Source organism: Pantoea sp. S61 (assembly GCF_016625145.1).
GTDB lineage: Bacteria > Pseudomonadota > Gammaproteobacteria > Enterobacterales > Enterobacteriaceae > Pantoea > Pantoea rwandensis_B.
In genome coordinates, this window is the sequence record NZ_JACVUO010000001.1 from 185,568 (window position 1) to 210,694 (window position 25,127).

At 51.4% G+C, this 25,127-nt stretch carries 23 protein-coding genes and 2 pseudogenes; 14 read left to right on the forward strand and 11 right to left on the reverse strand.

All coding sequences use genetic code 11. The annotated features are described in order from the left end of the window. Positions 1 to 64: 64 nt before the first annotated feature. Entirely contained in the window at positions 65 to 979 is a 915-nt protein-coding gene (locus IAE30_RS00955; RefSeq protein ID WP_200677860.1) for a LysR family transcriptional regulator, read from the reverse strand. Between the two features lie 259 nt (positions 980 to 1,238). Between IAE30_RS00955 and IAE30_RS00960 the strand changes: the two genes are divergently transcribed. Then, positions 1,239 to 1,811, forward strand: coding sequence for a flavin reductase family protein (locus tag IAE30_RS00960; RefSeq protein ID WP_200677862.1), 573 nt, complete (start codon positions 1,239 to 1,241; stop codon positions 1,809 to 1,811). 14 nt (positions 1,812 to 1,825) lie between these two features. Here the strand turns inward: IAE30_RS00960 and IAE30_RS00965 are convergent, their stop codons facing one another. Beyond that, positions 1,826 to 2,269 carry a DUF4174 domain-containing protein gene (locus tag IAE30_RS00965; RefSeq protein ID WP_200538509.1) on the reverse strand — a complete coding sequence of 148 codons (444 nt, stop codon included), beginning with the start codon at positions 2,267 to 2,269 and terminating at the stop codon, positions 1,826 to 1,828. Between the two features lie 307 nt (positions 2,270 to 2,576). Here IAE30_RS00965 and vapB point away from each other — a divergent pair, with 307 nt between their 5' ends. Both vapB and IAE30_RS00975 read left to right on the forward strand, forming a co-directional pair. Continuing rightward, positions 2,577 to 2,807, forward strand: a complete 231-nt coding sequence (vapB, locus tag IAE30_RS00970) for a type II toxin-antitoxin system VapB family antitoxin (protein WP_045815538.1) — start codon at positions 2,577 to 2,579, stop codon at positions 2,805 to 2,807. After that, complete coding sequence (locus tag IAE30_RS00975; RefSeq protein WP_200677864.1) at positions 2,804 to 3,220, forward strand: type II toxin-antitoxin system VapC family toxin; 417 nt, start codon at positions 2,804 to 2,806, stop codon at positions 3,218 to 3,220. The genes vapB and IAE30_RS00975 overlap by 4 nt, the downstream gene beginning before the upstream one ends. Before the next feature lie 42 nt (positions 3,221 to 3,262). On the opposite strand, the pseudogene IAE30_RS00980 reads toward IAE30_RS00975, so the two are convergent. After that, positions 3,263 to 3,523, reverse strand: a pseudogene (locus IAE30_RS00980) (helix-turn-helix domain-containing protein); the annotation flags it as partial. A gap of 723 nt (positions 3,524 to 4,246) precedes the next feature. Between IAE30_RS00980 and IAE30_RS00985 the strand changes: the two are divergent. Further along, on the forward strand, positions 4,247 to 5,731 hold the full coding sequence (locus IAE30_RS00985; RefSeq protein ID WP_200537792.1) for a sensor domain-containing diguanylate cyclase: 1,485 nt from the start codon (positions 4,247 to 4,249) through the stop codon (positions 5,729 to 5,731). A gap of 17 nt (positions 5,732 to 5,748) precedes the next feature. On the opposite strand, the gene IAE30_RS00990 is transcribed toward IAE30_RS00985, so the two are convergent. After that, positions 5,749 to 7,143 carry a Xaa-Pro peptidase family protein gene (locus tag IAE30_RS00990; RefSeq protein WP_200537790.1) on the reverse strand — a complete coding sequence of 465 codons (1,395 nt, stop codon included), beginning with the start codon at positions 7,141 to 7,143 and terminating at the stop codon, positions 5,749 to 5,751. Positions 7,144 to 7,447: 304 nt separating this feature from the next. Here IAE30_RS00990 and IAE30_RS00995 point away from each other — a divergent pair, with 304 nt between their 5' ends. From IAE30_RS00995 to IAE30_RS01005, 3 genes are all read left to right on the forward strand, one after another. After that, a complete protein-coding gene (locus IAE30_RS00995; RefSeq protein WP_200677866.1) occupies positions 7,448 to 8,440 on the forward strand; it encodes a sugar phosphate isomerase/epimerase in 993 nt (330 codons plus the stop codon). A 626-nt stretch (positions 8,441 to 9,066) separates the two neighbouring features. Further along, a complete protein-coding gene (locus IAE30_RS01000; protein ID WP_200678340.1) occupies positions 9,067 to 9,990 on the forward strand; it encodes a substrate-binding domain-containing protein in 924 nt (307 codons plus the stop codon). Between the two features lie 283 nt (positions 9,991 to 10,273). Beyond that, positions 10,274 to 11,101 carry a creatininase family protein gene (locus tag IAE30_RS01005; RefSeq protein WP_200677868.1) on the forward strand — a complete coding sequence of 276 codons (828 nt, stop codon included), beginning with the start codon at positions 10,274 to 10,276 and terminating at the stop codon, positions 11,099 to 11,101. 37 nt (positions 11,102 to 11,138) lie between these two features. Here the strand turns inward: IAE30_RS01005 and IAE30_RS01010 are convergent, their stop codons facing one another. Beyond that, a complete protein-coding gene (locus IAE30_RS01010) occupies positions 11,139 to 12,038 on the reverse strand; it encodes a LysR family transcriptional regulator (protein ID WP_200677870.1) in 900 nt (299 codons plus the stop codon). Between the two features lie 106 nt (positions 12,039 to 12,144). Between IAE30_RS01010 and IAE30_RS01015 the strand changes: the two genes are divergently transcribed. From IAE30_RS01015 to IAE30_RS01045, 7 genes are read left to right on the forward strand one after another with little or no spacing between them, the layout of a single operon-like run. Continuing rightward, entirely contained in the window at positions 12,145 to 13,155 is a 1,011-nt protein-coding gene (locus IAE30_RS01015; protein WP_200677872.1) for a BMP family protein, read from the forward strand. Between the two features lie 16 nt (positions 13,156 to 13,171). Continuing rightward, positions 13,172 to 14,722, forward strand: coding sequence for an ABC transporter ATP-binding protein (locus IAE30_RS01020; protein ID WP_200677874.1), 1,551 nt, complete (start codon positions 13,172 to 13,174; stop codon positions 14,720 to 14,722). Continuing rightward, positions 14,706 to 15,821, forward strand: a complete 1,116-nt coding sequence (locus IAE30_RS01025; RefSeq protein WP_200677875.1) for an ABC transporter permease — start codon at positions 14,706 to 14,708, stop codon at positions 15,819 to 15,821. Before IAE30_RS01020 ends, IAE30_RS01025 begins: the two co-directional genes overlap by 17 nt. Further along, entirely contained in the window at positions 15,818 to 16,756 is a 939-nt protein-coding gene (locus tag IAE30_RS01030; protein ID WP_200677876.1) for an ABC transporter permease, read from the forward strand. Before IAE30_RS01025 ends, IAE30_RS01030 begins: the two co-directional genes overlap by 4 nt. A 2-nt stretch (positions 16,757 to 16,758) precedes the next feature. Then, the gene (locus IAE30_RS01035) at positions 16,759 to 17,181 is read left to right on the forward strand and encodes a cupin domain-containing protein (protein WP_182058520.1); all 423 of its coding nucleotides are present in this window, start codon (positions 16,759 to 16,761) and stop codon (positions 17,179 to 17,181) included. 1 nt (position 17,182) lies between these two features. Further along, positions 17,183 to 17,953, forward strand: a complete 771-nt coding sequence (locus tag IAE30_RS01040) for a cysteine hydrolase family protein (RefSeq protein WP_200677879.1) — start codon at positions 17,183 to 17,185, stop codon at positions 17,951 to 17,953. After that, complete coding sequence (locus tag IAE30_RS01045) at positions 17,953 to 19,338, forward strand: amidohydrolase family protein (protein ID WP_200677881.1); 1,386 nt, start codon at positions 17,953 to 17,955, stop codon at positions 19,336 to 19,338. The genes IAE30_RS01040 and IAE30_RS01045 overlap by 1 nt, the downstream gene beginning before the upstream one ends. A 10-nt stretch (positions 19,339 to 19,348) precedes the next feature. On the opposite strand, the pseudogene IAE30_RS01050 reads toward IAE30_RS01045, so the two are convergent. The 6 genes and pseudogenes from IAE30_RS01050 to IAE30_RS01075 form a co-directional block, all read right to left on the reverse strand. Further along, positions 19,349 to 20,588: pseudogene (locus IAE30_RS01050) on the reverse strand (aromatic amino acid transporter). A gap of 129 nt (positions 20,589 to 20,717) precedes the next feature. Further along, positions 20,718 to 21,113: a hypothetical protein gene (locus IAE30_RS01055; protein WP_200677883.1), complete on the reverse strand. Its 396-nt coding sequence runs from the start codon at positions 21,111 to 21,113 to the stop codon at positions 20,718 to 20,720. A gap of 9 nt (positions 21,114 to 21,122) precedes the next feature. After that, positions 21,123 to 21,317 (reverse strand): hypothetical protein, encoded by a 195-nt coding sequence (locus IAE30_RS01060; RefSeq protein ID WP_045815529.1) that lies wholly within the window; start codon positions 21,315 to 21,317, stop codon positions 21,123 to 21,125. A 292-nt stretch (positions 21,318 to 21,609) separates the two neighbouring features. Beyond that, the gene (locus IAE30_RS01065; RefSeq protein ID WP_200677885.1) at positions 21,610 to 22,620 is read right to left on the reverse strand and encodes a Gfo/Idh/MocA family protein; all 1,011 of its coding nucleotides are present in this window, start codon (positions 22,618 to 22,620) and stop codon (positions 21,610 to 21,612) included. Between the two features lie 33 nt (positions 22,621 to 22,653). Beyond that, positions 22,654 to 23,475: a TIM barrel protein gene (locus IAE30_RS01070; protein ID WP_200677887.1), complete on the reverse strand. Its 822-nt coding sequence runs from the start codon at positions 23,473 to 23,475 to the stop codon at positions 22,654 to 22,656. Between the two features lie 145 nt (positions 23,476 to 23,620). After that, positions 23,621 to 25,066: a sugar porter family MFS transporter gene (locus IAE30_RS01075; RefSeq protein ID WP_045815526.1), complete on the reverse strand. Its 1,446-nt coding sequence runs from the start codon at positions 25,064 to 25,066 to the stop codon at positions 23,621 to 23,623. Positions 25,067 to 25,127 lie beyond the last annotated feature (61 nt).

Below are 25,127 nucleotides of genomic sequence, written 5' to 3' on the forward strand. Positions count from 1 at the left end.
AAATCATCAGCGTAAGGCCAATGAGCAATTCACACTCCCCATTCCAAAACGGCATAGTTTTGTGTCAGGCCGCATTAGCCGTCTCGCTGGCACACGCACGCAGCCACAGTTGTTCAGCCTGAGGATTTTGCAGAACCGGTTGACGATAGAGCCGGATCGCCAGCGACATATCCCAGCTGCTGTTATCGGCGCGTACTAAACTGCCGCTGGCCAGCTCTTCATGCACCAAACTGAGAGGCAACCACGCCACGCCGCCACCGGCCAGGACCATGGCTTTGAGATTCACCGACATACCATTTTCATATACCGCTTCAAGCGGAAGCGGGCGTTTGCTGAGCATTTGCGCCAGCGCATGAGCAAAGAAGGTATGTTGTCCATAACTCAACCACGGAATCGGACCGCTATCCGCGCGCACCGGATAGAGTGGTTTGCCGCTGCTATCCGGGCGACATACGGCAATGGCACGCTCACGGCCCAGTTGCACCATGGGATACGCCGCCAGCTGATGTATCAGCGACACCGCATCATGCGCGTAAGTCAGTAGAAAATCGGTTTCACCGCTGTGTAAGGTGGAGATGTGCTCAGCGAAAGTCGGTTTTTGATTGCACAGGCGGATAAAGCTGAGATTGGGCTGCAGATTTAATCGCTGGATCCAGTCAGGAAAGAACGTCAGTGAAAGGGTATTTAGCATCGCAAAACGTAATACCGCAGTGCGCGAACTGTAGCGCTGGTGCAGATCATTGCGCAGATGCGACATGGAAAATACCGTTTCGCTGGCGGTCGCGAGGAAGGTTTGTCCCTCAGGCGTGAGCGTAACCGGATAGGTTTTACGATCAAATAACGGCACACCCAGCCACTCTTCGAGCTGGCGGATGCGCCGACTGAGCGCCGATTGCGTGATATGTCGTTCGTCGGCGGCGCGGGTAAAGCTATAACAGCGTGCAACACTGAGAAAATCTTCAAACCATTTCAATTCCATAGCAAAGACCTCTTTGGATGAATGGGAAAGCAACGTCAGCGGTGGGAAACCTTTTGTTACACGCAAGAAACGCGCCAGGCTTAATGACTGCGGTACAGGCACTGGCACAGCCATGACGCCGTAATAAACGCTTAAGATGGAGCAATGGCTGCACTCGTGGGGTGCAGAGGATTTGCACAAGTGATGGCTGGAGATTGGCAAAGTCGAATTGACCAGGCGACAATAAAGGCCTTTGAAATTTAAGCGATGAAATGAATCTATGAATGCCCATATTGAATCTGTTGAGCTGGAAAAAGCCTATCGCCTGATCAACCATGGCCCAACCACACTGGTTTCCTCCCGCCATGACGGGATTGACAATGTGATGTCCGCATCCTGGGTATGTGGATTAGAGTTCAAACCGGCAAAATTGACGGTTGTGCTGGATAAATCCACCTTCACGCGTAAGTTGATTGAGCAAAGCCTGAAATTCGTTATACATGTCCCAACCGTCAGTCAGGCGCAGATGGTTCATTATCTCGGTACGCATTCCCGCGCTGAGCAGTCAGATAAGCTGGCCACAGCTGGCGTCGAGTTCTTCCAGTTACCTGAAACTCATCTCCCTTTAGTGGCTGGCTGTGCGGCCTGGTTGTACTGCGAGTTGATACCTATCGAACAAAATCAGAACGACCACGATTTGTTCATCGGTGAAATCAAGGGTGCCTGGGCGGATAGCCGGGTGTTTAAAGAAGGGCGCTGGTTATTCGAGGACGCACCAGACGAGATGCGCAGTTTGCATTACATCGCCGGGAAACGTTTTTATAAAACGGGCTCACTGCTGGATGTCGAGTAAACCCGTCTCATTCATTAATTGAGTTTGGCCTGACGCATGGGCATTTTATCAATGGTTGAGAGCAACACCTCAGTATTCAGAGGTGTTGTTTCACGTAGTTTCATTCCACCATCTTTTCCAACCAGCACCACTTCAAATCCTTTCGGATTGAGCTGTTTACGCAGAGTGCCATTGGCTGTTGGTGAGGTATCACTGAACACAATGATATCGCGATCGGCCAATTCCGCTTTCTGCTTCTCCAGCATCGCCATCTGCGCGACATAAGCAGGATCTGTTTTTGATGGGGCAAAGATCACCAGAGGGCGATTGTGCCAGCGATATTGAGTGAGGTCTGAGACCTGCGGCGATAGAGGCTGGAACAGGGGCTCTTCAGCCGCACGAACGGTGTTAAGACTCATTATTGAACAAATGGTCAACAATAGCAGTGGCGTTTTCAGCAGTAAATTCGTCTTCGACATGATGGTTTCCCCGGCAGGTTAAAGATCGTGTACTACCAAGGTTAGCGGAACCCAGTGCCCGCGTAGGTTACTTCACGTTTCTTTACCCGCAGAGGGAAAAATGAAAACAAGAAATGTCTTTCGCGTCGCTAATGTCACCCCGAACTTACGGCTTCGAATGTCACATTCTGATGTTTCTCTGATGAAGAGAACAAGGCATATACATATGTCAAAGCTGGGCATATACTAGACATATGCTGAGTGGTTAAGTTTAAAACATAAAGCCGGTGACGACACTGTGTCGGAAGTCCGTTCAGGAGGATTAATCATGCGAACTGTTTCTGTATTTAAAAATGGCAATAACCGTGCCATTCGTTTGCCACGCGATATGGATTTTGAAGGGGTAAGTGAGTTGGAGATTGTCCGGGAAGGTGACAGCATCATACTGCGTCCCGTACGGCCGACCTGGGGCTCATTTATGCAGCTTGAGAAAGCGGACCCGGATTTTATGATGGATCGCGGGGATGTTGTCAGTGATGAGGGAAGATTTGATCTGTGATCAAAACATACATGCTGGATACTTGTATCTGTTCGTTTATTATGCGCGAGCAACCGGAGGACGTGATCAGACGGCTTGAACAAGCGGTGCTGCGCAACCATCGCATCGTAGTTTCGGCTATTACTTACGCAGAAATGCGTTTTGGCGCGATTGGAAAGAAAGCCTCGCCGCGTCATGGTCAACTGGTTGACGAATTCTGCGCCCGACTTGATGCAATTGTGCCCTGGGATCGGGCGGCGGTAGACGCCACGGCTGTAATTAAGGCCACCCTAAGCGCAGCCGGAACACCGATAGGCCCAAATGACACGGCTATTGCCGGTCATGCCATTGCGGCCGGCGTTATACTGGTAACAAATAATACCAGGGAATTTGCGCGGGTACCGGGTTTGGTGCTGGAAGACTGGGTGAAGTAATCCGCTTATCAACCTCGGAACGTACCTGAAGCATTTCTACGGTAATTTGTGGGCAAAACCCACGTAATTTTCACGTAGCAGCGTCAGTGTGCGGTGGCGCAGAGCCTCATCGATGCGATGCGTGTCGGGCTTTCCGCGCCGTGCGTTGGTAAGACCGGCTGCACCAGACTTGCTGTAGCGGTTCATCAGCCGCTGAACCTGACGTTCGGTGAGATCCAGCCGAAAGGCCGCATCGCGGCGACGCAGACGTTTTTCAATAACAGCCTGAATGACGGAAAGACGGTGAAGTTCTTTGTTTGACATGGTCACCAGCATCAGCAGAGATCTCCCAGAAAACGTGGCAAACGCGCCGCATCTGGGTGACATTATGAACTAGCTAAAAAGTGACATTATCAAATTGGACCCTCAATTAAAGTGCGCATAATCATGATTATGTTAAATTGGATATCTGAAGACACACTCCAGACCATGACGGGCTATCACCTGCTGGGAATATGCTTTCGCCTCACCCTTCATGCGCGCCGCCCCTCATCTAGTTTTTAATCTGTCCGGCACGTGGAGCCATTAATCTCTCAAGGCTTAAAACGACTCAACTAGCCAGCACTGTTGCCACCTCTTCCAAATCCAGAAAATAGTAATAACGCACCGAATTGGCATCCTCAGTCATTGGCAGCCAGAGTTCACGCATAACGACGCAGCGCGATGCGTTTCATTTCAGCTTTATAAGCGCCAGGTTCATCCATCAGATAAAACAACCAGCCAATGGATCATGAAACACCGCTTGAAAACCTTCTGGCATCTGCCGGCTTGAGTGACAAAAGTAAGTTAGAACAACGTCACTCGCTCATCAGATTTATTCCACAAATGCATAAAATTTTCTTTACTTAGCTTATGACAGTTACATGAATCCTGTAATATCCCTATTCACTCTGCCCACCTTTTCAGCATTCACAAAGAGTATCAATGCGTAAAAGTGTCCTCTCAGATAGCACCCCTCGTCTGCTAAAGACTTCTCTTGGAAGAAGTATGGCCGTATTTCTGCTTTCCATCAGTTTACTGGTGGTGGCTATTAATGCCTGGTCTCTTTGGCACTCCTGGCAGCAACACCTGACAGAGAAAGAAGAGGATGCACGCAATCTCTCGCTCTCATTAGCGAAACAAGCTGAAGATGCCTTTTTACAAGTCGATATCACCCTCGCGGATGCTGTGCGTCAGTTACGTCAAAACGGCAACAGCTTTGCGGCAACGCCGCAGTTCCTGCATCAAATCAAAGACCAGCAAAGCAAGCTCCCTCAACTTCATGGACTATTTGTATACGATACCGAGGGACATTGGGTGGCTTCATCTGGCAACTTCACGCCGACCAATGCCAGTAACGCGGACCGCGATTATTTCGTCTGGCACCGGACACATCCCAGTCTGGATATCCATATCAGCCATGTTATTCGCAGCCGCTCTACCGGTGATCTGGTGATTCCTGTTTCGGTACGCCTCAATGATAATGCGGGGAATTTTGCTGGCGTTGCCCTTGCGACGGTCAAAGTAGATTATTTCCGGCAGTACTACAGCTACTACACGCTTGGCGATAAAGATGCGTTAGGGTTGATCCTGGCGGATGCCACGGCCCTGTATATCCGCCCTTTCCCAGACACCTATATTGGCCGAACCCTATCCGCCAGCCCGCTGTTTAAAACCGAATTGAAATCCGCTTCAAGCGGCAGTGCAACCTGGCGGTCTACTCTCGACGGTGTCGAACGCGTGTTCGGCTACGCCCGACTGGAGCGATATCCACTGATCGTGACGGCCGGCTATGACCGCGACCGGCTTCGCATGGAGTGGATGGCGGCCAACCTGACGAATGTTTTGCTCAACATTGTGTTGCTCTTAACCATCACCGGCATGGGCGTCTTTGTATTGCGACAGGTGGGCACCAACGTGCGCAATCAGATTGAGCTCACCCATGTTCGAGATGAACTGACCACCATTAACCATACGCTGCAATCCTTAGCGCTGGTCGATGGTTTGACCGGTCTGGCGAATCGCCGTCAGTTCGATGCTCTGCTGGAGCAGGCCCTGCTTCGTTCAGAAAAGCATGCTGAGCCGCTCTCGCTGGTAATGATCGATATCGATTATTTCAAACGCTATAACGATACCTACGGGCACGTTGCGGGTGATGAGTGTTTGCAGGATGTCGGCTTGGCGTTAAAGGATAGCGTGCATTATCAGGGCGATATCGTCGCACGTTACGGTGGTGAAGAGTTTGCGATAATCCTGCCTAATACCTCAGCGTTTGATGCAAAAAAAGTGGCGGAGCGTGCGGTCAGATGTGTTGCAGAAACGGGCATTGCGCATGAAAATTCAGAGATCACCGCTGGGGTGGTGACCATCAGCGCCGGCTACAGCACGCTGACGTCAACAGGTAACACGGGGGAAGCGGATCAGCTGAAGCAGGACGCCGACAAGGCCCTTTATCTGGCAAAACGCAGCGGGCGTAATCAAATTAAGCCCTGATGCGCAAACAGTGCGCTCTATTTCTTCACGCTGAGGGACAGGTGTTTAGCGAGCAAAAATGGCCTTAAATAACCCACCGCATTGGATAGCGGCAATACATCGGCACTGAGTTTAATGCCGATTTCATCGCGCAGGTAATCACGTCGACGCGTAATTCGCTGCCAAAGTTGCGGATACGCTTCCGCGATTTTGGCCTGAAGTGATGAATCGGCCAACGCAATACACTCTTCTGCGCTGACACCGTTATAGCCCGGTACCGAGGGAATGATATCGATCTGCAATAGCATGCCACTTTTCAACAGTTCGCTGGAATTTGGGTACACTGGCGATGACATCCACTCTTCATCAGCAACCAAATGGCCGGGATTGAGATGCCAGCCATATCGGGCTTTGGGCAGTACATCTTCGATCACGTTATAAAGCTCACCGCCAGACATCCCCACGCGGATATTTTCCAGCCAGGCTACCTGTGCAGAGAAGTAGGGTTTAGCGATTCTGTCTAGCCAATCTTTCTGAGCATCAGGCAGTTCTGCAGGACCGGCGATAACGAAAGCAGCTCTGCTGGACAATCCACCTTTAAATCCTGTGGTCAGCGACAAAGGATCGCCCTGCTGCAGCTTTTTGTATGTTGGATAAAGGTTAGCATGATCGAAGCGGACGCCGGTGGCAGCGATGGAGACCACCGTATTGTATTGGCCTTCAGCAGCCAGAAGCGCGCCCAAATCAATTTCCCGCACACCCACTTCCACCGCGTCCATCGCATTAAGAATACAGTTAGATGCCAGATTGGCCCCATACTCATAATGCGCGATTTCATTGGCGTTGTTGGTCACTCTTGCACCGCCAGCGCCGCTAATAAATAAGTGCGCTGAATTTAACAGCTCAGCTTCTTTTTTCAGCGTGCGTTGCACCGCATCAACAATAAACCACGGCAAATCAAAATAGGCGGAGCCATTGCCTGCGGCTGGGGTAAACATCTTCCATCCCACCAGGCCTACTTTGCTTTTGTCACTCAAGCCCGCAGATGCCAGAAGGTTTTCAAGCGGTATTTCATGATCCATTGGCTGGTTAGGCAGCGAAAACAACGGGCAGTGAAGCAACGTGACAGGTACGCGTGAAAAGCGAGCCAGTTTGAGATTCTCATTCCCGAGGATAACGGTACATACTCCACTGGCATCGACAATTAACAGCCCCTCTTCGAAACGCGGGATGAACCCTGTTAAGTATTCGAAATTCCCGCCATGTTCCTTATCAGCATAAATCACCAGGGCATCAAAACCACCATTGGCCATCCCCTGCAAAACCTTGTTTTTTCGTTCCAGCATGGTTTCGTCTGAAAGGAAAACGGGTTCAACCTGGGTAAATTTTGTCGGTGCTTTCGTTGGGCCAAGCTGAATTGACGGAGACATCATGATGAATGACCTCTGGTTAACGTATTGAATGTTGAAATGACGACCTTTGCATGGGAAGCGGGTTGCCACCTGTTCAAGCAAGGTAGCACCTGCTGGTTTTAATTGTGCGCTGATAATGTCATGCCGGGTTTGCTGCTCACTTGCAGGTAAACAAATTTTGTGTGAAGCCACCCTCAATTTCTTCACTCAATGCTGGTTAAGCAAGAAGCACAAGGCGCAGAATGGAATATATAACCATATGTGAATATATATTCAACCTAACATCGGAACGCATCGGATTACCCTAATCAAAGGAGAATGTCTTATGAGTGGTTACACCTACCCGAAATTTGGTGCCGGTTTATGGCATTTTGCTAACTACATTGATCGTTATGCCGTCGACGGATATGGCCCGGCGCTGAGTACCTTAGACCAGATCAAACTGGCTGGCAGTGTAGAAGACTTATCTTATGTAGATGTGCCCTATCCCTTTACGGAAGGTGTTACCGTTGCCCAGGTAAAAGAAGCACTAGACCAGGCCGGTCTTAAAGCGATTGGCGTGACGCCTGAAATCTATCTGCGCCGCTTTTCACGCGGTGCCTTTACCAACCCCGATCCCGCACTGCGCCAGCAGGCCTTCGATCTGATGCATGAAGCCGCCACAGTAGTCCGTGAGTTAGGGGCTAATTATGTGAAAATCTGGCCGGGACAAGATGGATGGGATTACCCCTTCCAGGTTGACCATAAAAATCTTTGGAAACTGGCGGTTGATGGCATGCGCGAACTGGCCAGTGCCAATCCTGATGTCAAATTCGCCATCGAATACAAACCGCGTGAACCGCGTGTAAAAATGACCTGGGATTCTGCTGCTCGCACCTTGCTGGGGATTGAAGATATTGGACTCGCTAACGTCGGGGTACTGCTGGACTTTGGCCATGCGCTCTTTGCCGGGGAATCACCAGCGGACTCAGCCCAGCTGATTATCGATCGTGGCAGACTGTTTGGGATGGACGTCAACGATAACTTACGTGGCTGGGATGACGATCTCGTCGTCGGCACAGTACACATGACGGAAATTTTTGAGTTCTTCTATGTACTCAAAATCAATAATTGGGATGGCGTGTGGCAGCTGGATCAGTTCCCCTTCCGTGAGGACCATGTTGAAGCCGCCAATCTGTCGATTCGTTTCCTTAAGCATATTTATCGTGCTCTGGATAAGTTGGATATCGCCGCATTGCAAGCGGCGCAAAGTGAACAAAATCCACTAAAAGCCCAGAAAATCATTCAAAATGCGCTGTTAAGCAGTATTGAAGACTAACTTGTCGTGCCCGGCAATAATGTGCTGGGCAACTTCTTAGCTTTTGCGCTTCACCATCAAAATCAATAAACACTACTTATCCGTAAACCTGCGAAAAACTTGAAGCGTTGCGACTGGAACAACGTAAAGTGGTTGAGTTGGGTACCCTCTTAGTGAGACACCAAGCCGTAAGCGATAACCTGGTGTTTATGTTTTATCTCAAGATCATGATTTACAACATCTTTGTCGAGAATTGACCACCCTTTAGTGTTTTGTCTGGCGTTACATTCTTCATATTGCGTTCAGTGAACCGCTGGTCAGCGATAAACGACTCCGTGGCTTACTGATGCGCTTTGATTAAAACCTTGCTGTATGTTGTAACTTAAAAAGGCAATAAGCAAAGAGATCAATGGTAGAGAGATTTGCACCCGGTAGCATTTCGGATCTCTTATCGAGGACCTTTGCCCTCATTTTGTGATCCGGATGAAGGAATCGATTTTTACCGCGTTGACTAATTTCTCACCTCATCTGAAAGTAATGATAAGCACCCAGGGACTCAGCGAACAAATCACCAGCACTATGTGTTGATTTGCATTTATTTGCACCCGGGTGCATACAAGTACTATCCACCCTACAGAGATATAAATATGAATATAATCAAAGCAATAATAATCGCCTGTGGTTTGCTAAGTGTGTTTGCTGTGCAAGCCAAAACGTATATGGTGGGCGTTGCTCTGGCTAATCTGGACCTTAATTTTGTTTCAATCCTTCGCAGTCAAATGGAAACACAGTTGAAAGAAAAAGGACTGAATAGCCAGTTTGCCGATGCGAAAGGAGATGTTTCACTACAAATCCAACAGGTTGATGATTTTATTAATCAGGGTGCCAACGCGATTATCGTGAACCCGGTGGACACGCAGGGTGTTATGCCTGTGATTGCTGCAGCGAAAAAAGCCAACATCCCGCTGATATTCGTCAACCGTAAACCTGAAGTGGCCCTGAGCGGTAAGATGGCTTACGTTGGCTCCGACTCTGCGTTAAGCGGGAAAATGGAGATTGAAGCGCTGGCAAAACGCATGAACAATCAAGGTAATATCGCCATCCTGATGGGGGCTCTCTCCACAGAAGAAGCACGCCAGCGCACTAAAGCCGTTGAGGACTATGTCAGTGCTCATCCGGGGCTTAAAGTTATTCAGAAGCAGACTGCCAACTGGCAGCGCAATGAAGCCGTCGATAAAACCCTCTCCTGGTTGCAGGATGGCAACACCATCAACGCCATTGTTGCTAATAATGACGAGATGGCAATTGGTGCGATTATGGCACTGGATCAGTTGAAGAAGAGCGATGTCTTAGTGGCTGGCATTGATGGCACACCGGATGGTTTGCAGTTCATCAAGAATGGCAAAATGGCGGTGACCATCTTCCAGGATGCAAAGGGTCAGGCTATTGGAGCAGTCAATGTGGCAAGCGATATGCTGGCCGGCAACAAAACCGAAGCCTATAACTGGGTGCCCTATCAGACCGTAACGCGTGAAAATTACCAGGCGTTCACTGACAAGAATCAAAAATGATGTCTAAGGCGGCCCATCGGGCCGCCGAAGATGACGGATATTGAAGGTACCATTTCAGCAATAGTCAGCTCTGTCTTGAAGCTTGAACAGGACTTGCCTAAAGAGAACGTTTTATTTAAGGCGGCGGCCGATAATTTTCATAAAGTAAGATCCTGTGATGCATTCAGTCAGGTCTTGCAGAGCACCTTCAACCAGCAATGCTTAAAAGGCAACGCTCAGTACGAATTTTGTTGCTTCCATTGCAGTAGCATCTCGCTATGTTGAGCTAAAAATGGAGGTTAACATGGTAAAACCGTCTTCGCCCTGGTGGTGGGATCTTTCCACTCGGGAATTTAGTGAACTCGATATGGCAAACATGGTGGCTGTCTTACCGATTGGGGCCGTTGAGCAGCATGGTCCGCATCTGCCGGTACGCGTGGATGCCGCCATTAATGCGGGCATTATTCAACGCGCCGTTGAACTCATGCCCGACAACCTGCCAATGTTGGTGTTACCCGCCCTGCCAATTGGCAAATCAGACGAACACCTGGCTTATCCTGGTACGCTTTCACTGCCTTACGAAGTGCTAGGGAAAGTATGGTTTGAAGTGGCAAAAAGCGCCTGGCGCGCCGGCATTCGGAAGCTTATTTTTTGGAATTCACACGGTGGGCAACCACAATTAATGGAAATCGTTTGTCGTCAGTTGCGCATCGAACTGGGGATGTTTGCCGTTGGCGCCAGTTGGTTCCGTACAATTGATGCGTCAGATCTGTATAGCGAAAAAGAGATGCAGCACGGCATTCATGGCGGAGAGTCAGAGACCAGTATGATGCTGCATTTGCACCCCGACTTAGTTCAAATGGTCTATGCCGATGATTTCGTCTCGACATCAGTCGCGTTAGAAGCCAGCGGAGGGATTCTTACCCCCGAAGGTGGCATAGGATTTGGCTGGATGGCACAAGATCTTCATCTGTCAGGTACCACGGGTAATGCTGCCGCTGCCGATGCGGAACGAGGCAATATTGCCACCGACCGTGCCGCGCAAGCACTGATCACATTGGTTCGTGAGGTACAAGCGTTCGATCTCGACTTCCTTAAAGCTGAAACCGCCTACCGTCCCAGGCAGGTCTAAGCATTTGTCAGGGGCAACCTGAGGGTTGCCCTCACCGCTAACGTAATGCCGACATCATTCCTTTCAGTGTTTCCGCAAAAACGCTACCAATTGCGCTTGTTCCGCGATCGTGACCGATTAGCATCAGCGTCTGGGTATGCTGCGCAAGCTCACGTACCGGAATGTAAATCAACCTACCGCTGCGTTGATCCGATTCGATATCAATCGGTGTCAGGAACGTCAGAGTCTGATCCATCATTGCCGACTGCCGCATCACCTCGATGGAGTTAGTTTCAATCACTGTTTGTAGATTGATCGATGCCCGCGCGAAAACCTCGTTGAGGTAAGGTCTGATAACCATTGATTTATCAGCGATCACCACGGGATAAGGCAGACAGTCGCTGAGACGTAAACTGGCTTTTTCTGCCAGCGGATGCCCGGTACCCACCACCGCCCCCAACCGCACCGCCACACTGGCGAGTTTGCGATGCACGGGTTGTAATTCAAAATCAAACCCAATCCCCAAATCTGCTTCACCATTTGCGACGGCATTGGTGATGTTCTCCCCCGTAGTGAGTTGCTGGAGATGCAGTTTCACGCGGGGATTAGCACGGCGAAACTCCGCTGCCGTGAGGGGAATGAGATTGGCGGCCAGCCCGCTCATCATCGCTACCGTGACTTCACCGCGGCGCAGACCTTTTAGTTCTTCAATCTTCATCTGCGCTATCTCAATTTCTTTAAAACTTTGACGCACATGATGAATCAAGGCTTCGCCCGCTGCGGTTAACACCATCTTACGTGGCAATCGCTGAAACAGCGGTGTGCCCAACTCCTCCTCCAGGGCAATCAGTTGGCGATTAATGGCCGAGGCCGAAATATGCAAACGCTCAGCGGCTTTGCGGATAGAACCGCTACGAGCAATCTGGTCGATATAAATAAACAAACGGTGCTGAAGCATGCGTTCCCCTGCGTTGCCTTTAAGTCATCGGTAAGTGCGAAAAATGATGCTTTTAAGATAATGCTCTTCCGGTGATTAATACAACAAAACCACACCAGGAGAACACATGATGGCAGACGTATCCCGCAGAAAATTTGCGAAATTAGTGGCTGGCGCGCTGTTGTTACCGGCTCTGGCTCCCATGCTGTCGCGTAGCGCAATGGCTGCGAATAACACCATAAAAATTGCCCTGCTGTTGCCAGGCTCTGTTGCCGATGGTGGCTGGAGTTCACTGGCATTTGCTGGATTACAGAGCCTGAAAAAGGCCGGTTTTAGCGTTGCCTACAGTGAAAGCGTACCGCAAGCTCAAATGGAACAAGTGATCCGAGGTTACGCTGACGATGGTTACACCCTGATCATTGGACACAGCTTCGAATACGGTTCCGCCTTTGCCGAGATTGCGCCGGAATACCCCGCAACCTATTTCTTCGCCTCAACGTTCAAACCTGGTGAGAAATCACCTGATAACGTTGAGTACGTGAACCTCGCGTATTTGCAAGGCGCTTATGCCGCCGGGGCTCTGGCAGCATTGATCTCTGATAAAGGCAAAGCCGTGGGCTTTGTCGGCGGCGGGGACAATCCAACGCAGCAAGCCATGATGCGGGCGTTCATCCAGGCAGCAGAGAAAACACGCCCTGGCATCAAAGGTATGGGTGTGGTCACTGGCGACTATGACAACGCCGCCAAAGGTCGAGAAGCTGCCACCACCATGATTGGTAATGGCGCTGATGTGATTTGGCATGCCGCTGATGTGACCGGGTTAGGCGCAATGCAAGGCGCTGCCGCGGGAAAAGTGAAAGCCATCGGATGTTATGTCGATCAGCGTGATGTCGCACCGGATTATGTCGCGTGCAGCTTCCGTCAGAACCTCGACTGGATGGTTGAACAAGTCGGAGAGTCGGTCGCCAATAAAACCTTCAAAGGGGGTGATGAGTGGCATCCAACGGTGGGTAAAGCCTGGTCGGTGGTCAGCGGCAATGAACATTACAACAGCAAACTTGTCAGCGCGGATGTATGGGCTAAATTCCAGACCATTTGGCAGCAGCTCGACAGTGGCGCGTTGAAACCAACTGTTTAACCGGCGGGAACTTGTTATGACAGCAACAGCACCTGTTCGCGTGGCACTCAATAACATCACCAAACGCTTTGCTCGCGTAGTGGCCAACGATGGCGTTTCACTCAGCATCAAAGCCGGTGAAATCCACGCCTTGTTGGGTGAAAACGGTGCAGGTAAAAGCACCTTGATGCAGATTCTGTATGGCCTGTATCAGGCAGATGAGGGCGAGATTGTCGTGGATGGATTACCCCGGCGTTTTCGCGATCCGAGTGATGCCATCCACTGCGGCATCGGTATGGTTCACCAGGAATTCATGCTGGTACAGCCAATGACCGTGGTCGAGAACGTGGTGCTGGGGCTGAAAGAGAACCGCAGTGGCGTGCTTAATCTGCAAGCTGCTGCGCAACGGTTACAGGCGCTCTCTGACAAGCACGGTCTGGCGATTGATCCCTGGGCGAACGTGCACCATTTGCCCATTGGCGTGCAACAGCGCGTTGAGATCCTCAAATTATTGTACCGCGATGCCCAGGTACTGATTCTTGATGAACCCACTGCAGTGCTTACGCCACAAGAAAAAGAAGGCCTGTTTGCCACGTTAAAATCACTGTGCGCTGAGGGGCGTTCCGTGGTGATCGTGACGCATAAATTGTATGAAATCATGGCAATAGCCCATCATGTTTCGGTGATGCGGGGTGGCAGGATGATCGATTCGGTCGATATCAATGACACTTCAGAGCGGGATTTGGCCCGCCGCATGGTGGGCCGTGATGTGGTACTTCGCGTGGAAAAATCCCCCTGCCAGCCGGGTAAAACGGTGTTGCATATCGACAATATTGCGGTCCGGGATGCCAGCGGTCAGCAAAAAATCTGGCGCGTCTCTTTGCAAGTTGCAGCCGGTGAAATTCTGGGTATTGCGGGGGTTGAAGGTAACGGCCAGTCCGAGCTTGCTGAAGCGTTACTCAATCTGCGCAAGCTGGAGGCCGGGCGCATTTTGTTGAATGGGGCCGATATCAGCGAGGATTCCCCGGCAGTCCGTCGTCATAAAGGGGTGGGATTTATCCCCGCCGATCGACGTGGCGTCGGTTCAGTGACAGCGTTATCAATCACTGACAATGCATTGTTAGGTCGTCAACACCGTTTCACTCGCGCAGGCGGCTGGTTGCTGGACCGACAGCACATCAGCCAGCATGCCCGCGATATTATTGCGCGTTTCGCCGTGCGCACGCCCGATGCTGATTTCGAAGCTGGAAAACTCTCTGGCGGCAATTTGCAGAAGCTCATACTCGGTCGTGAAGTGGCGAGCGATCCCTGCTTACTCGTGGTTGAGCAACCGACACGTGGATTGGATGTCGGCGCGATTGAGAGCGTGTGGCAAGGCTTAATTGCGGCGCGCGATCGCGGTTGCGCCATTTTGATGATTTCGGCGGAGTTAGAGGAAATTCTCAACCTGTCCGATCGTATCGCCGTGATGTATAGCGGACAAATCGCGGGCGAACTGCCTGCACATGAAGCCACAGCAGAAAAGCTCGGTGAGCTTATGGCGGGCGCCCATCTGCAAAAAGGAGGCGAACGTGAAGAAGCTGCTTGAGAGACGCCTCGCCCCCGCTGAATCCACTGGCGCGCTGTTGCTGACCAGCATCTGTGGCATTGCCGCTGCCTTCGCCATCGCGGGATTATTATTTATCCCCTTTGGCGGCAACCCACTATCCGCCTATGGTTTTCTGTTTAATGAAGCGTTCGGTTCTCTGCGTAGTGTTGGTCTGAGCATAGTCCAGGCCACACCGCTCATGCTCATCGCGCTGGCCACCATCGTGGTATGGCGAGCGGGACTGGGCTATATCGGCTTTGAAGGTTGCTTTTTGTTGGGTGCTGCCGCAGCCAGTTGGATCGCCCTTTCTGGCACACCGCAGGGTTTTCCGTGGGCCATTCCCTCTTTGATTTATTGGCCGATGGTTTTACTGGCCGCGTTTCTCGCGGGTGCCATCTGGGCCGGATGGGTAGGCGCACTCCGCGTCAAATTCGGTGGCAACGATGTCCTGATTTCGTTGATGGCGAATTATGTTGCGTTGTTTATCGTGCAGTACCTCGTTTCCGGACCCATGCGCGCGCCGGGTGATCTTCCGCAGACGCCACGTTTACCCGCCGATAGCTGGTTGCCGTTTGTCATGAGTGGCATGCGTGCGCATTGGGGAATCGCCATCGCTTTGGTCGCTAGCCTGTTTGTTTTCTGGCTGTTGCGGGCCACCCCGGCAGGCTTTGAAATAAAAATCGCTGGCCTGAATCCACGAGCTGCACGCTACAGCGGTGTTGATGTTAACCGCCGTCAGATGGGAGCCGTGTTGCTTGGCGGTGGATTAGCGGCATTAGCCGGTTTATGTGCCGTGCTTGGCGTGCAGCATCGTTTAATGGATGGCATTTCAGGCGGTGTGGGTTTTATCGGCGTGGTGGTTGCCTTGTTAGCGCGTCTGAATCCACTGCTGGTGATCCCTACCGCGATTTTATACGGCGGCCTTGAAGTGGGCGGCAGTGCCATGCAGCGCCAAACCGGTTTACCCACATCGGTGGTGTTGATCCTGCAAAGTCTGGTGGTGTTATTGATCCTGGCTGGCGATCTGCTGCGCTACTACCGCATTAACTTACCGTGTTTACGCAGAGGCAACCGCACGCTTGCAGAGGAACAATCATGAATTTGCTGGCTAATCTCGATACCGCATTCTTTATCAGTTGGCTTGCCGCAGCAGTTCGCCTTGCCGGACCCGTGTTACTTGCAGCACTGGGAGAAATCTACGCTGAACGTTCCGGCGTGCTGAATATTGGCATTGAGGGCACTATCTTACTTGGCGCGCTGGCCAGTTACATGATGGCGGTTGAAAGTGGATCCACGGCGCTGGGTTTTATCGCGGGTGGCGTTGGCGGCTTGATCGTTGGCTGCGTGCTGGCCGCGCTCTATCTGCGCGCACATGCCAGCCAGGTCGTGGTCGGTATTGTATTTAATATTCTCGCTGCCGGGCTTGCTTCGTGGATCTATGCCCTGGTGATGGGCAATGGCTCGTCGCCAACCATTCCCATGCTGGAGCCCTGGCATATACCGGTGCTCTCATCGATCCCCGTCGTTGGACCGATTCTGTTCCAGCAGCCGCTGCCCCTTTACCTCACGCTGATTCTGGCCGTATTGGCACATTATTGTCTTTTCCATACGCGCTTTGGTCTTTCGCTGCGCGCCGTTGGAGAAAACCCGCGAGCTGCGCATGCTGCCGGCCTGAACGTGCTGAAAATCCGTACCTGGGGCGTGATGTTTTCCTGTGTTGGAGCGGGTTTAGCCGGCGGCTATCTGGTCACCGCGCAAATCGGCCTGTTTCGCGACAATATTGTCAGTGGTCAAGGGTTTATCGCGCTTGCCATCGTGATTTTTGGCCGCTGGAGCCCACTAAAAGCCCTGCTCGCAGCCTTTATCTTTGGTGCGGCTGATGCATTGCAACTCTCATTACAGCTGTTTGAAAACACGCTGCCACCGCAGGTGCTGCTCGCACTGCCTTATCTGCTCACGATTCTGGCAATGTCAGGTGTCGTGGGACGCACATTACAACCCGGCGCACTGACGCAGCCTTATCGAAGGGAATAAATATGAAAACGTTTCGTTTCAATAATCTGAAGGATGTTCAGGCTTTCCGTATTAGTCCGGACAGCACCAATTACTTCGCCATCCTGTGCGATAAAACCCTCGATGGTATTGAGAATATCTTTGTTGTAGAGATCTTTAACGTCGGCGGCGCGACGCCTCCTAATGAACATGCCACTGCCCATGAGTTTTTCTATGTTCTTCATGGTGAAGGCGTGGCTCGCTGTAATGATGACGAGCTGGTGATCAGGAAAGGTGATTCGCTGTTGTTACACCCTGGTAATGATCATGCCATTCGCAATACAGGAAGCGAAAAGCTGTATACGCTGACGGTCATGACGCCAAACGAAGGCTTTTCCGAGCTGATTCGCAGCGGTGACCCTGTCACATTAGACAGTGAAGATTTGCGTATTCTGACAGGAGCCTGAAATGGGGTTAAACGTATTGGGCAGCAGCCGATTTAACCAATGGCGCGTCTCAAAAGAACGCATTGATACACGTCGTCCATCGCAAGCTTCACGCCCGGTCGAGCTCAGCACTGGCGATCGATCGGTGATTTTTGATTTACAACACACCGCGATCGTTGTGATTGATATGCAGAACGATTTTTGCCATCCCAATGGCTGGCTCGGCCACATTGGTGTGGATGTCACGCCTGCACGCGCGCCCATTGCCCCGCTACAAAATTTACTGCCGGTTCTGCGTCAAGCCGAGGTGCCGGTGATCTGGCTTAACTGGGGTAATCGACCCGATAAGCTCAATCTCAGCCCGGCACTGTTGCATGTTTATAACCCCAATGGCGATGGCGTTGGCTTAGGTGATCCTCTCCCCCTTTCCGGTGCGCCTGTGCTGGAAGCCGGGAGCTGGGCGGCTGAAATTGTCGAAGAGTTAACGCCTGACTCACGCGATATCCGCATCAACAAATATCGTATGTCCGGCTTTCATGACAGCGAACTTGACAGCATCCTGCGTAACCTTGGTGTGACAACACTGCTGTTTGCTGGCGTGAATCTCGATCAATGTGTGCTGTGCACCCTCCAGGACGCTAACTTTCGAGGTTATGACTGCCTGCTTCTTGAGGACTGCAGCGCAACCACGTCACCCTCTTATTGCCGCGACGCCACGCTGTACAACGTGCAACAGTGCTTCGGTTTTGTCGTTCAGGGATCGCAATTAAAACAGCAATTGGAGTGTGATTGATGAGTTATTTATTGTCCGATGGCTGGATTATCACCATGAACTCCCAGCGTGAAATTCTGGAACAGGCAAGTTTGGTGATTGAAGGCCATCATATCCGTGCCATCGGAACACGCGAGACGCTCAGCCTGCAATATCCGGAGGCGGAGGTTATCGATTGCCGTCAGCGCATTATTATTCCGGGTATGGTCAACACGCACACGCACCTGTTTCAGACGCTATTAAAGGGGTTGGGCGACGACATGGTGCTGAAAAAATGGTTTACCTGTATGACCGGACCGAGCGCTGTCGCGTTAACGGAAGAGGATGTTTATGCCGCAGCCCTGCACGGCTGCATGGAATCTCTGCGTTCAGGCGTCACTTCGCTGGTCGATTTTATGTATGCCCATCCCCGGCCGGGTTTGACCGCAAAAGTCATTGAAGCTTTTGAGGTCAGTGGTATTCGCGGTCATGTATGCCGTGGATTCCTGACCACTGGCGCTGAACATGGCATCCCTGAAGCACTTATCGAAACGCCGGAAGCCGCGCTGGCAGACGCGCGTGATGTTATTCATCGTTTCCATAAGGCCAACGGCCGCGTCAAAGTAGGCCTGGCGCCCAGCATGATTTGGGCTCTGGATGAGAAAGTGCTGCGCGGCACCCGTGAGTTAGCCAATGAGACCGGCGTACTGATTACAACGCATGTCGCGGAAACCGATTTTGAAATTGAACAAGCCAAACTGCGTTTTCAGGGAACCGACACCGAATTTCTGAGTGATATCGGTTTCCTCGGCCCGGATGTGTTGGCCGTGCACTGTGTGCAGTGCAGTTCTCGTGATATCCGCGCGCTAAAACATCACGACACACGCGTCTCGCACAACCCATGCAGTAATTTATATCTTGCGTCAGGGGTGCCTCCCATACCAGAAATGCTGGCGGCAGGATTGACGGTAGGACTCGGCTCTGACGGCCCTGCCAGCAGCAATAATCATAACCTTTTCCAGGCAATGAAAGTGGCTGCACTCCTGCAAAAAGGGGTACACCGCGATCCTACCATTATGACCGCAGAGAAGGTGCTGGAGATGGCCACTATTGATGGTGCACGAGCCATTGGTCTTGATCATCTGGTCGGTTCATTGGAAGTCGGTAAACGCGCGGATGTGGTCATTGTTGACACCTCACACCCGGCGATGACGCCCATCCACCACCCGGTCTCGTCACTGGTTTATTCCGCATTGGGCCATGAAGTCAGTGATGTGTTTGTTGACGGTGCCTGGTTGCTGAGAAATGGCGAATTTACTCAGATCAACCAGCAAGCCGTGATGGCGCGTTCACAACGTGCGGCACAATCCCTGGCCGCACGAACCGGCAATGATATGCCTCGAGGCTGGCGTTCAATGGCGTTTTAATGGTGTTAATTCAGGCGTTGCCGAAACCAGGCAGCCAACCTAACCAACTGAGTAACCAGGCACCGATATTTAGTACACCGAAAATCATGACCAGCACGATCGAGAGCATAGATCGCGGCATCCCGGCAAAACGCCGTTGTGCCTTCCAGGCCAGCATCGCCGGGATAATGACCGCCCAAAGGGTAGCAAACAATCCCGCGAAGCCAATTGCGGCGACAAAACCATGCGGCCAGAGCAGTGATGCAATCAACGGGGGCAGAAAGGTCAGACAGGCTGTTTTCAGACGTGCCAGCGGAGTGTTGCCCCAGCCTAGACGATCGGCAATGAAGTCAAACAGCCCCGCCGTCACGCCTAGAAAAGAGGCGATTACGGCAAAATGTGAAAAGACGGACATCATCAATGCCAGTGCACTGACATGGAGGTGATCGCTCAACGCCGCCATCAGGGCGGCGATATCACCGCCCTGCTGTACGATTCCGGGGAATGCGGCCCTCGGCAGATTACCCATGGTGCTGGTCAACCAGAACAGGTAGAGAGCGAGCGACATTAAGGTACCAAGCACCAGCGCTTGCGTGATTGAACGTTTGTTACCATCGTAATAACTCACCAGCCCGGTGATATTGCCGTGATAACCAAAAGACGCCAGGCAAAACGGTAATACGCCCAGTGCATAAGGCCAATAATGCTCTCCCGCTGGCGCGACGCTGAATAACGAAGGCAAGCTGACCTGTGTCAGCAAACCACCAAAGAGCAGGATCAGCAGCAGGATTTTCGCCATTACGCAGAACGTCATTAAGCGACTCACGCCTGTCGTACCCAGCCACACCACGGCGGCCACGGCGAGCGTGAGTGCGATTTTTGCGCCGGCGGTGGAGAGCGGCAGCCCTGCCAGGTTGAGCGAGTGCTGATAAACCGGCCCGCTGGCGGAGATATAGGCATAAGTCAGGATGCCCCAGCACAAAGAGAATACTGAGACCGTTAAGCGTTGCCCAACCGCGACCCAGTAGATCTTTCGTTAAGGTGTCATAACCCGAACCCTGCGGATAGTGCAGGCTGGTGCGCATAAACAGCAAACCTGATAGCAACATCGCGCCCCACGTCACCAGCAACAGCAGCAGTGCCCAGCTAAACCACGCACCGGCCATCACAATCGGCAAGGTGAACATGCCCGCACCCACCACCGTACCGCAAATAATCATTGCCCCCCACCAAACGGAGGGTTGGCGCTGGCTTAAGGTTGAGTCCGTCATTATCAGAATCCCTGAAAGATCAAAGGCGGCGATATTACACGGAAAGTGTCACGAGGGAGAGGCAACGGTATCAGGTCGTGACGCGCTGAGTGTCAGCGTAGGGTGACAGCGTCACTCGTGAGTGGAGTGTTAAGACCTTTTATTGATGAATTCATCAAAACATTGGTAGGTGCTGGTATCAAACAATGAGAGGGTCTCAACCTCATCCATCGGTATTACAGAGAAAAGGAAAAAGAGTGGATATGAGAGTGCCGTATTATACGTTAACCACGAATAGTAGTCTTTGATGCCATAGGTGGACACAAACAGATGGGGAATTGAAAAGATGAGGCTGACAACGACCAGGAACAGGTAAATAAATAGAATCAGGCAAAATCCCTGAATGACAAACTTGCAGCCATGCATGGCAACATAAAAATACGATGTCCAGCCATCGGTTCTGGCATGGCGTATGCGGGATTGATAATGATTTTCTGTAAACCAAAAGCCACAGACCAATACCACCATAATCACCAGCGGACCCATCGTTAATCCTTAACGTTTTGCGGCCAATTCCTTCATACGGGCCTGCATGGAATCGCGGACCTGCGGATTATTCATGTTTAACAACGCATTACCATTAGCATCAGTGATAATTTTACTGTCATTAGACTGCTCAATATCCTGCTGGTTGATTGATTGCATCAATCGTCCTGGCATGCTGAGAAAAAGCTCCAGAATCTTTGGCATATGATCTCCTGACTTCGCGAAGTTTAAACCGCCAACGGGCATCAACCGCTTAAACATGATGCCTCTTTAACGTAGAAACTCAACCTTTCCTGAAATTTTGACATTTAAAAGTGGGCAACATTCAATCTACCTCTGAAAGAGGAACCCTCTCTGGATGCAAAACATACCCACCCGCTTTCAATGAACTGAGTATTTATACAGCACTTAGCGGTGAATCGCCAACGATAAATCAAGCTCACGTGATGGCTTAAACACTCAGTCACGGGCGCACCAGGGTGCGCCCGTGTTTCCGTCATTGATAAAACGCAGGGCGTGGTGGCATGGTAATCGGCACAATCTCACCGTTGTTTTGCGCGGCAACACAGGCATCGGCGGCAACCGCCGCAGCATAACCATCCCAGGCAGACGGGCCCGTCATGTTGTCAGACAACACGCTGTTAATGAAATCCTGCAATTCCACATCGTAGGCATCGATGAAGCGTTTTTTCCAGTCGGTCAGAATGCCTGTGGAGAGTTTAGCCGCACTTCGTGTCTGAACGGACATCGGCTCAGGCAAGCTCGCAATCCCGGTCTCACCCACCACTTCACACTGGATATCATAGCCATAGGCACAGTTGACGAAAATTTCGACGTCAATGCGTACGCCCTTCGCCGTTTCCAGCAACACTATCTGCGGGTCTTTCAGATGCGATGAGGCTTTACGCGTTTTACGCGGATAAATCACCTGTGCACTGACGTAATCGTCTTTCAACAACCAACGCAGAACATCCAGTTCATGGATCAGGGTGTCAGTGATCGCCATGTCCGTGGTGTAGTTATCACCCACTTCCGGGTTACGGTGTGCGCAGTGCAACATTAAGGGTTCGCCAATGTCTCCGCTATCAATAACGCTTTTCAATGCACGATAGCCGCTATCGTACGGGCGCATGAAGCCAACCTGCACGCGCTTTTTACCACTCGCGATCTCCGCCTCGACAATGTTCATACAACCCTGCGACGTTACCGCTAGCGGCTTTTCACAAAATACCGCTTTCCCGGCTTTAATCGCTGCCAGCACAAACTCTTCATGCGTTGGGCCCCATGATGTCACCAGAATCGCCTGTACATCAGGAGCATTAATCAGGTCATGTGCATTGTCATAGATCTCGGCTTTGAGTGCGAGATCGGTCAGGATCTGCTCGCAGTTAGCACGGTTGATGTCATTCAGTGCAACCACGCGAGCATTTTGCAGCACCTGGCTGCAACGACGAATGTGTTCGCGCCCGATTGCGCCAGTGCCAATTACACCAATATTCAGCGTCATGGTTTGTTCCTTCGTTCTTCTATACGAGTAAAATTAATGGTTCAGAAAATCAATGCTGGTACGAATCTCACGCGCGATATCCGCTTCGCTCCACGCTTCCATCACTGACGAGAAGGGTTCAAACGCGTAAGTACCGGTGTAACCTCTCTCTTCCAGGCGCTGGACTTGTCGTTTCGATTGCAACAGGTCCTCAGCGCTGAGCATGATGCGTTCTTCATCAGTCAATTCTGCAGTTGGACGTGTATCCGTCACGCCAGACAGGTGAACCAATCCGATGCGGTTAACGTCAACGCCACCGGCGAAGTCCTGTTCTGCGCCTTCATACAAATGATGATGGAAGGTATCGAGCACGATCTTGAATGGCACATCCGCCTGTTTGATCAACTGTTGTGCCAGTGCCGCCGAACGCAGCGAACTCTGCGGGAAGCCCAACGGTTCCACCAGCCCTTCAATGCCGTATTCGGCGAACAGCGGCGCGAGCGTTTTTAAAGCGGCAACCGTTTGTTCACTGGAGACCACCGTTCCGTCATTGAGTGGGCACAACACCAGCGCTTTCGCCCCGGTTTCACGTGCGTCCTTTAATAAACCCCGTGTTTTTTCCAATATCTCATCGGATAACTGGTTAAACGGATACACCGCATTGATTGTTTCGATGGTCAGCGCATGTTGATTTGCCAATTCACGAACTTTCGCGCCCCCTAAACCATCCGTCACACTGCCACTCTTCATATCATTACGAATCTCGACCTTATTTATCCCCAAATCTTTCACCAAGGTGAAAAACTGAGTAACAGTTAAGTTCGGCGCAATTTTTCGATTAATACAAAAACGGTCGCGGCTTATTTTCTGGGTCATGTTATTTCCTGAAATGATTATCAGCGTATTGTGTTTTGGTTATTCTGTTTTGCTGCGGTGTTTAGCGTGTTTTGATAGTAATTTATCTTCTGGATTTGTACTGCGTCATCCTTGAGTGATTTACATCAAGCTCGCGCATCCATCTCTAAGGCTTGCCGTCATACAGCGCGAAGAAGTAATGTTCGACCTGTTCCAGACTGCGCCCTCGCGTTTCCGGAATGGTGCGCAGCACAAACATCGATCCACCAATACCGATGATCGCGAAGGTGAGGAAAGCGCCTGCAAGACCAAAGGCAGCCAGCAATATTGGAAATGCCATAGAGATAGCAAAGTTGGCCATCCACAGTGCGAATACCGCGCCGCCCATGCAGATACCTCGCATGCGCGCGGGGAAGATCTCCGAAAGCAGCAGCCAGGTCACCGGGGAGAGCGCGCCTTGCTGGAAACACAGGAACATCAGCATGCCAGTCAATACCAGATACGCACGCAACAGATTGACCTCTCCGCCTGCAAGATACTCCGGCATAAAGAAGCACACAGCGGCAATAAAGAACAGGCAAGCGGTGCAGCCCATCTGCCCCACCAGCACCAGCGGACGGCGGCCGATTTTACCTATCATCCAGATCCCGACCAGGGTCATCACCACAGAAATGACACCATTCGCTATGGTGGCAAACAGCGCAGCATCATTACTCAGCCCTGTCGCAGTCAGCATGGTCGGCGCGTAGTACATAATGGTGTTAACGCCGGTCAGCTGCTGGATGGCAGCGATACCAATACCTAACAGAAACACCTTACGTAGCCAGGGCGTGCGCAGATCGCGCAGCCGACCTTTACCTTTCTGCCGGTTTTCTTCAATGGTCTCTTCAATCTCTTCTAACTCCCACTCAACATCCTCTGCTGCACGGGTCTTCTCCAACACCTGCCTGGCTTCGCGGACATTGCCTCGCATCACAAGCCAGCGCGGGCTTTCTGGCATGAAAATCATACCCAACCACAACAGCACGGCGGGAACAGTCGAGAGTGCCAGCATCCAGCGCCAGGTATGCTCACCACCCCAGATTTCATTGAAGGTCGCATTCGAGACATACGCCAGCAGTTGACCCGATACAATCATCAACTCCTGTAAAGTCACCAGTTGGCCGCGTTTATTGGCTGGCGCGATTTCAGCGATATAGACCGGTACGGTCGCCGCAGCACCGCCCACAGCAATGCCGAGGAAAAGTCGTGACATAATCATCGACACCACATCCGGAGCAAATGCTGAACCGACTGCGCCAAGGGCAAAAATAAACGCCAGAGTGATGATGATTTTGCGTCGGCCCATGGCATCGGCGAAATGCCCAGCCAGCAAAGCGCCGAATGCGGCTCCAAACAGTAACGAGCTGGTCACCAGACCCGTGGTGAATGGCGTTAATTGCAGGTCGCTGCGCATAAATAACAGCGCACCCGATACCACCCCAGTATCGTAGCCAAATAATAATCCGCCGAGGGTTGCCACCAGCGCAATAATCTTCACAAAAGGCTCAGTTCGCGTCACGCTATTGGGGCCTGACGCGGTATTTGTCGAGATATACAGTTCTTTTTCCATAACCTCTCCTGGTAAAAAACGCATTTGGAAATACAGCAGAACAAAACAGAAATGACGCTAT

Excerpts from the sequence above, each read along its gene's own strand:
- IAE30_RS00955 (WP_200677860.1), bottom strand. The coding sequence starts at position 979 with ATGGAATTGAAATGGTTTGAAGATTTTCTCAGTGTTGCACGCTGTTAT.
- IAE30_RS00960 (WP_200677862.1), top strand. The coding sequence starts at position 1,239 with ATGAATGCCCATATTGAATCTGTTGAGCTGGAAAAAGCCTATCGCCTG.
- IAE30_RS00965 (WP_200538509.1), bottom strand. The coding sequence starts at position 2,269 with ATGTCGAAGACGAATTTACTGCTGAAAACGCCACTGCTATTGTTGACC.
- vapB (WP_045815538.1), top strand. The coding sequence starts at position 2,577 with ATGCGAACTGTTTCTGTATTTAAAAATGGCAATAACCGTGCCATTCGT.
- IAE30_RS00985 (WP_200537792.1), top strand. The coding sequence starts at position 4,247 with ATGGCCGTATTTCTGCTTTCCATCAGTTTACTGGTGGTGGCTATTAAT.
- IAE30_RS00990 (WP_200537790.1), bottom strand. The coding sequence starts at position 7,143 with ATGATGTCTCCGTCAATTCAGCTTGGCCCAACGAAAGCACCGACAAAA.
- IAE30_RS00995 (WP_200677866.1), top strand. The coding sequence starts at position 7,448 with ATGAGTGGTTACACCTACCCGAAATTTGGTGCCGGTTTATGGCATTTT.
- IAE30_RS01000 (WP_200678340.1), top strand. The coding sequence starts at position 9,067 with ATGAATATAATCAAAGCAATAATAATCGCCTGTGGTTTGCTAAGTGTG.
- IAE30_RS01005 (WP_200677868.1), top strand. The coding sequence starts at position 10,274 with ATGGTAAAACCGTCTTCGCCCTGGTGGTGGGATCTTTCCACTCGGGAA.
- IAE30_RS01010 (WP_200677870.1), bottom strand. The coding sequence starts at position 12,038 with ATGCTTCAGCACCGTTTGTTTATTTATATCGACCAGATTGCTCGTAGC.
- IAE30_RS01015 (WP_200677872.1), top strand. The coding sequence starts at position 12,145 with ATGATGGCAGACGTATCCCGCAGAAAATTTGCGAAATTAGTGGCTGGC.
- IAE30_RS01020 (WP_200677874.1), top strand. The coding sequence starts at position 13,172 with ATGACAGCAACAGCACCTGTTCGCGTGGCACTCAATAACATCACCAAA.
- IAE30_RS01030 (WP_200677876.1), top strand. The coding sequence starts at position 15,818 with ATGAATTTGCTGGCTAATCTCGATACCGCATTCTTTATCAGTTGGCTT.
- IAE30_RS01035 (WP_182058520.1), top strand. The coding sequence starts at position 16,759 with ATGAAAACGTTTCGTTTCAATAATCTGAAGGATGTTCAGGCTTTCCGT.
- IAE30_RS01040 (WP_200677879.1), top strand. The coding sequence starts at position 17,183 with ATGGGGTTAAACGTATTGGGCAGCAGCCGATTTAACCAATGGCGCGTC.
- IAE30_RS01045 (WP_200677881.1), top strand. The coding sequence starts at position 17,953 with ATGAGTTATTTATTGTCCGATGGCTGGATTATCACCATGAACTCCCAG.
- IAE30_RS01055 (WP_200677883.1), bottom strand. The coding sequence starts at position 21,113 with ATGGGTCCGCTGGTGATTATGGTGGTATTGGTCTGTGGCTTTTGGTTT.
- IAE30_RS01060 (WP_045815529.1), bottom strand. The coding sequence starts at position 21,317 with ATGCCAAAGATTCTGGAGCTTTTTCTCAGCATGCCAGGACGATTGATG.
- IAE30_RS01065 (WP_200677885.1), bottom strand. The coding sequence starts at position 22,620 with ATGACGCTGAATATTGGTGTAATTGGCACTGGCGCAATCGGGCGCGAA.
- IAE30_RS01070 (WP_200677887.1), bottom strand. The coding sequence starts at position 23,475 with ATGACCCAGAAAATAAGCCGCGACCGTTTTTGTATTAATCGAAAAATT.
- IAE30_RS01075 (WP_045815526.1), bottom strand. The coding sequence starts at position 25,066 with ATGGAAAAAGAACTGTATATCTCGACAAATACCGCGTCAGGCCCCAAT.